This window comes from Roseomonas sp. 18066 (assembly GCF_902706185.1).
GTDB lineage: Bacteria > Pseudomonadota > Alphaproteobacteria > Acetobacterales > Acetobacteraceae > Pseudoroseomonas.
Genome location: NZ_CACSJM010000253.1, coordinates 1 through 4,740, shown reverse-complemented (window position 1 = coordinate 4,740; position 4,740 = coordinate 1). Strand labels below are relative to the sequence as shown.

The following is a 4,740-nucleotide window of genomic DNA, read 5'->3' as shown; positions in this document are numbered from 1 at the left end:
CCCTGATCGCCATCGCCCGCAAGCTGCTCACCATCCTCAATGCCATCCTCCAAAGCTCAACACCCTGGAGAACCACAACCTCCGCGAAGGAGCAGACCGCTTGACACCCAAGACAGTCGCTTCTTTTTCTTGTCAGTGCTGCCGCGGCCTCCCGGCCAGGTGGGGCGCTGGTTCGCCAACGGCCGTTAATCAGAAAAAAGAAGGGGGTCTGGGGGAATTCATTCCCCCAGCCTTTTGCCTATCTCTTCTCTTGGCTAGACAACGCCCCAGACTTTTCCTGGAACTTGCCCGCATGTCCCTTTTCCAGCTCTACCCCGCCATCGACCTCAAGGCCGGCAAGGTTGTCCGGCTGAAGCGCGGCGACATGGATCAGGCGACCGTCTATGCCGAGGATCCGGGCGCGCAGGCGGCGGCCTTCGACGCGGCCGGCTTCGACTGGCTGCATGTGGTCGATCTCGATGGCGCTTTCGCCGGCAAGCCGGCCAATGCCGAGGCGGTGGCGGCGATCCTGAAGGGCACGAAGCGCCCGGTGCAGCTGGGCGGCGGCATCCGCGACATGGCCACCGTCGAGGCCTGGCTGATGCGCGGCATCGCCCGGGTGATCCTGGGCTCGGCGGCGGTGAAGGACCCGGCTTTCGCGCGGGCGGCTTGCAAGGCGTTCCCGGGCAAGGTCGCGGTCGGCATCGACGCCAAGGACGGCATGGTCGCGACCGAGGGCTGGGCGGAGGTGAGCAGCGTCTCGGCGCTCGACCTGGCGCTGTCCTTCGAGGATGCGGGGGCGGCGGCCATCATCCACACCGATATCGACCGGGACGGCATGCTGGGCGGCGTCAATGTCGCGGCGACGGCCGAGATCGCGGCGCGGCTGACCACGCCGGTGATCGCCTCGGGCGGGGTGGCGGGGGTGCAGGACATCATCGACCTGAAGGCGGCGGGGCATGTCGCCGGCACCATCATCGGGCGGGCGCTGTATGACGGGCGGCTGACGGCGGCCGAGGCGATGGCGGCGGCGCGGGCCTGAGGGCTGGTCCTTCGCACGGATCTTGCTAAGCCCTGGCGGAACGTTTCGCTGGGGATCGAGCAATGACTGAGCTGACGCGGCGCGGGTTGGGCGCCGGGATGGCCGCCGGGCTTTTCGGGGCGGCCGGCGCCGCGCGGGCGCAAGCGGCCTGGCCGACGCGGCCGGTGCGCTTCGTCATTCCCTGGCCGCCGGGCGGGCTGAACGACGTCATCGCCCGCGGCTTCAACGACCAGGTCAGCCAGGCGCTGGGCCAGGTCATCGTCAACGACTTCAAGGCCGGCGCCGGCGGCCGCATCGGGGTGGCCGAGATCGCGCGCTCGGCGCCGGATGGCTACACCATCGGCATGGGCAATCTCGGGCCCCTGACCATCTTCCCGCATCTCTACAAGAACATGCCCTATGACGCGGCGCGGGACCTGGTGCCGGTGACCATGTTCGCCGCCTCGCCGCTGGTGCTGGTCGCCACCAAGGACCTGCCGGCGAGCAACGTGGCCGAGCTGATCGCGCTGGCCCGCGCCCGCCCCGGCAAGCTGAACTTCGCCTCGGTCGGTGTCGGCACGGCGCAGCACCTGATCTTCGAGATGTTCCGCGCCCGCGACGGCATCGCCATGGAGCATGTCCCCTACAAGGGCACCAACGAATCCCTGCCGGCGATGCTGGGCGGCGACGTGCATGCCATGTTCGACACCCTGCCGCTGATGCTGGGGCCGATCCGCAACGGCATGGTCAAGCCGCTGGCGGTCACCACGCCGGCCCGCATCCCGCAGCTGCCCGACGTGCCGACGCTGGCCGAGGCCGGCTATCCGGAGATCGACGTGGTCACCTGGTATGCGGTCATCGCGCCGGCGGGCACGCCGCAGCCGATCGTCGACCGCCTCTACCGCGCCTACACGGAGGCGGCGGCGCTGCCGGCGGTGAAGAAGCTGCTGGAGGATCAGGGGCTGATCTACCTGCCCAATGCACCGGGCGAATTCGCCACCCGCATCCGGGCCGAATCCGCGCGCTGGGCGGGGATCATCGAGCGGCAGGGCATCCGCGTCGAATGAAGGGTGCTCCGGGCGGCACCGCCGCCCGGAACTGACAGAAATCAGGCGAGGTCGGCGGCTTCGTCGAAGGCCAGGCGGGGCAGGCGGCCCTGCACGCCGGCCGGGTCGCCATAGCCCAGGTTGACCAGCAGGTTGGCCTTCCAGCCGGTGCCGGCGAAGAAGGCGTCGTTCACCTTGGCGGCGTCGAAGCCGCTCATGGCGCCGGTGTCGAGGCCGAGCGCGCGGGCGGCCAGGATGAAGTAGCCCGCCTGGATCGAGGAGTTGCGGAAGGCGGTCGCCTCGGCGAAGGCGGCGCTGCCGGTGAACCAGGCCTTGGCGTCGGCATGCGGGAACAGCACCGGCAGCTTGTCGTAGAACTTCTCGTCCCAGGCGATGATCGCCGTCACCGGGGCGGTCATGGTCTTCTCCAGGTTGCCGGCGCTCAGCGCCGGGCGCAGCTTCTCTTTGCCTTCCGGGGTGCGGATGAAGACGAAGCGGGCCGGCTGGCAGTTGGCGCTGGTCGGGCCCATCTTCACCAGGTCGTAGAGCTGGCGCAGCGTCTCGTCGGAGACCGTTTGCTCCGTCCACTTGTTCTGGGTGCGGGCGGTGTTGAAGAGGGTGTCCAGCGCGGCGCTGTCGATCGGGTCGGCCATGGGCAAGTCGCTCCTGTGTGCGTTGCACACAGGATGCGGCGAGCGGCAATCCCTGCCAATCCCCGTCGCCGGATCATCATCATTCATGGCGTGAATGAAGGGCGCCAGACATGAAAAAGCCCGGCGCAATGGCCGGGCTTCATCAGGCGAAGATTGTAGGACGCGGTGTCAGGCGTCGACCTGCTCGACCGCGATCACTTCCGGCACATAATGGCGCAGCATGTTCTCGACGCCATGCTTCAGCGTGGCGCGCGACGAGGGGCAGCCCGAGCAGGCGCCCTGCAGGTGCAGCTTCACCACGCCGTCGCGGAAGCCGCGGAAGACGATGTCGCCGCCATCGCCGGCCACCGCCGGGCGCACCCGGGTGTCCAGCAGCTCCTTGATCTGGGCGACGACCTCGGCATCGGCCGGGTCGCTGTCCTCGAAGGCGTCGTCCTCGGCCTCGGCTTCCAGCACCACCGGGCGGCCGGCCATGGAATGCTCCATGATCGCGCCGAGGACCATCGGCTTCAGCGCCTGCCAGTCGGTGGCCTCGGCCTTGGTGACGGTGACGAAGTCAGCGCCCAGGAAGACGCGGGCGACGCCGTCGAGCGAGAACAGCCGCTCGGCCAGCGGGCTGCGCCCGGCGGTCTCGACGCTGGTGAAATCGGCAGTGCCGCGCCCGCCCATCACGTCCTGGCCCGGCAGGAACTTCAGGGTGGCGGGGTTCGGCGTGGCTTCCGTCTCGATGAACATCGTTCTCGGCTTTTCGCGTTGGGTCGCGTTGGGGGGAGGTGGTCTGGACGGCTGTCTGGTCTGGCATTTGGGCGATCCCCCTGTGCCATGCAACCCATGGCCAGGGAGGGGCGGCCATTCAGGTGACGCGGTCCAGCTCCTTGTCGTCCAGGTTGCCCGGGACGATGGTCATCGGCACCCGCAGCCGCGGGGCGTAGCGGCCGGTCAGCGCGGTGATCAGCGGGCCCGGCCCGCTGCCGTTGGAGGCGCTGGCCAGGATCAGGATCGACAGCCGCGGGTCTTCCTCCAGCAGCGACAGCAGCGCGTCGCGCGGGTCGCCCTCGCGGATCAGCAGGATCGGCAGGCCGCCGGTGATCTCCTGCACCTCGGCGGCCAGCGCCGAGAGCAGCTTCTCCGCTTCCTCGCGCCGTTCTTCCTGCAGCATGGCGCCGACGCCGGCCCATTCGACGGTGCCCTCGGCCTCGATCACCCGCAGCAGGGCGACGCGGCCGCCGCCATGTTTCGCGCGCAGGCAGGCATAGCGCAGCGCGATGTGGCGTTCCTGGCTGTCATCGACGACCACCAGGAAGACACGGTCGCGGCGGGCGGCTTCGGGCATTCATCCCCTCCGGAACAGCACGCTGCCCAGCCATCCGGCAAAGGCCGCCAGCAGGATGCAGAGCAGGCCGTATACCACCGGCCGCTCATCGGCGATATCCGCGATGCGGGCGGCGGTCCCGACCCGGTCGACGGTGAAGCTCAGCTCCTGCCGGGCCAGCACCCGGCCGTCGCGCACCAGCATCACCTCCACCCGGTATTCGCCGGTGCCGACGGTCGCCGGCAGCGGCAGCCGGGCGCGGAACAGCCGGGCGCCGGAGATGCGCAGCGGCTCGTCCTCCTCGTGCCACAGCCCGGCGCTCTGCTTCAGCTGCAGCAGGGCGGCGCGGAACTCCTCGTCCTGGTTGCCGGCGGCGGCCAGCGGCAGATATTCGAGGCCGAGCTGCTTGGTGCGCCGCTCCTCCTCCTCCATCATCTCGCGCAGCGGCCGGGTGCCGGTCATCAGGTAGAAGCCGGGCACCTGGCGGAAGCGGGCCGAGGCGCCGTTGATCCAGAAGCCCAGCACGCGCGACTTGCGCCGCACCACCATGGGCTCGGGCACGGCGCTGCGGGCCACCACCAGCACGTCGTCGCCGCCCTCGCCCAGCAGCCGCTCGGTGGCGCCGAAGACCAGCACCTCGGTGCCGCTGAAGCCGGTGGTGATCTCGACCTTGTATTGCGACAGCTCGGCGACCAGCGGCGGGCGGGCGGCGGCGGGCTGCGGCGGCGG

General features: G+C 69.8%; 6 protein-coding genes. 2 read left to right on the top strand and 4 right to left on the bottom strand.

Features of this window, described 5'->3' with window-relative positions:
• Window positions 1–292 precede the first annotated feature (292 nt).
• Together hisA and GVN67_RS28050 are read left to right on the top strand one after the other, a co-directional pair.
• Window positions 293–1,021 (top strand): 1-(5-phosphoribosyl)-5-[(5-phosphoribosylamino)methylideneamino]imidazole-4-carboxamide isomerase, encoded by a 729-nt coding sequence (hisA, locus tag GVN67_RS28055; protein WP_160000599.1) that lies wholly within the window; start codon window positions 293–295, stop codon window positions 1,019–1,021.
• 62 nt (window positions 1,022–1,083) lie between these two features.
• Window positions 1,084–2,067, top strand: a complete 984-nt coding sequence (locus tag GVN67_RS28050) for a tripartite tricarboxylate transporter substrate binding protein (RefSeq protein WP_160000598.1) — start codon at window positions 1,084–1,086, stop codon at window positions 2,065–2,067.
• Window positions 2,068–2,108: 41 nt separating this feature from the next.
• Here GVN67_RS28050 and GVN67_RS28045 read toward each other — a convergent pair whose 3' ends face one another.
• The 4 genes from GVN67_RS28045 to GVN67_RS28030 form a co-directional block, all read right to left on the bottom strand.
• Window positions 2,109–2,699, bottom strand: coding sequence for a malonic semialdehyde reductase (locus tag GVN67_RS28045; protein WP_160000597.1), 591 nt, complete (start codon window positions 2,697–2,699; stop codon window positions 2,109–2,111).
• A gap of 168 nt (window positions 2,700–2,867) precedes the next feature.
• Complete coding sequence (locus tag GVN67_RS28040; RefSeq protein ID WP_160000596.1) at window positions 2,868–3,434, bottom strand: NifU family protein; 567 nt, start codon at window positions 3,432–3,434, stop codon at window positions 2,868–2,870.
• A 118-nt stretch (window positions 3,435–3,552) separates the two neighbouring features.
• The gene (locus GVN67_RS28035; protein WP_160000595.1) at window positions 3,553–4,032 is read right to left on the bottom strand and encodes a universal stress protein; all 480 of its coding nucleotides are present in this window, start codon (window positions 4,030–4,032) and stop codon (window positions 3,553–3,555) included.
• The coding region (locus GVN67_RS28030) for a TIGR02186 family protein (protein WP_160000594.1) at window positions 4,033–4,740 on the bottom strand (708 nt) is incomplete at its 5' end. It lies immediately after the preceding gene.

Coding starts and splice junctions, on each gene's coding strand:
- hisA (WP_160000599.1), top strand. CDS start 293: ATGTCCCTTTTCCAGCTCTACCCCGCCATCGACCTCAAGGCCGGCAAG.
- GVN67_RS28050 (WP_160000598.1), top strand. CDS start 1,084: ATGACTGAGCTGACGCGGCGCGGGTTGGGCGCCGGGATGGCCGCCGGG.
- GVN67_RS28045 (WP_160000597.1), bottom strand. CDS start 2,699: ATGGCCGACCCGATCGACAGCGCCGCGCTGGACACCCTCTTCAACACC.
- GVN67_RS28040 (WP_160000596.1), bottom strand. CDS start 3,434: ATGTTCATCGAGACGGAAGCCACGCCGAACCCCGCCACCCTGAAGTTC.
- GVN67_RS28035 (WP_160000595.1), bottom strand. CDS start 4,032: ATGCCCGAAGCCGCCCGCCGCGACCGTGTCTTCCTGGTGGTCGTCGAT.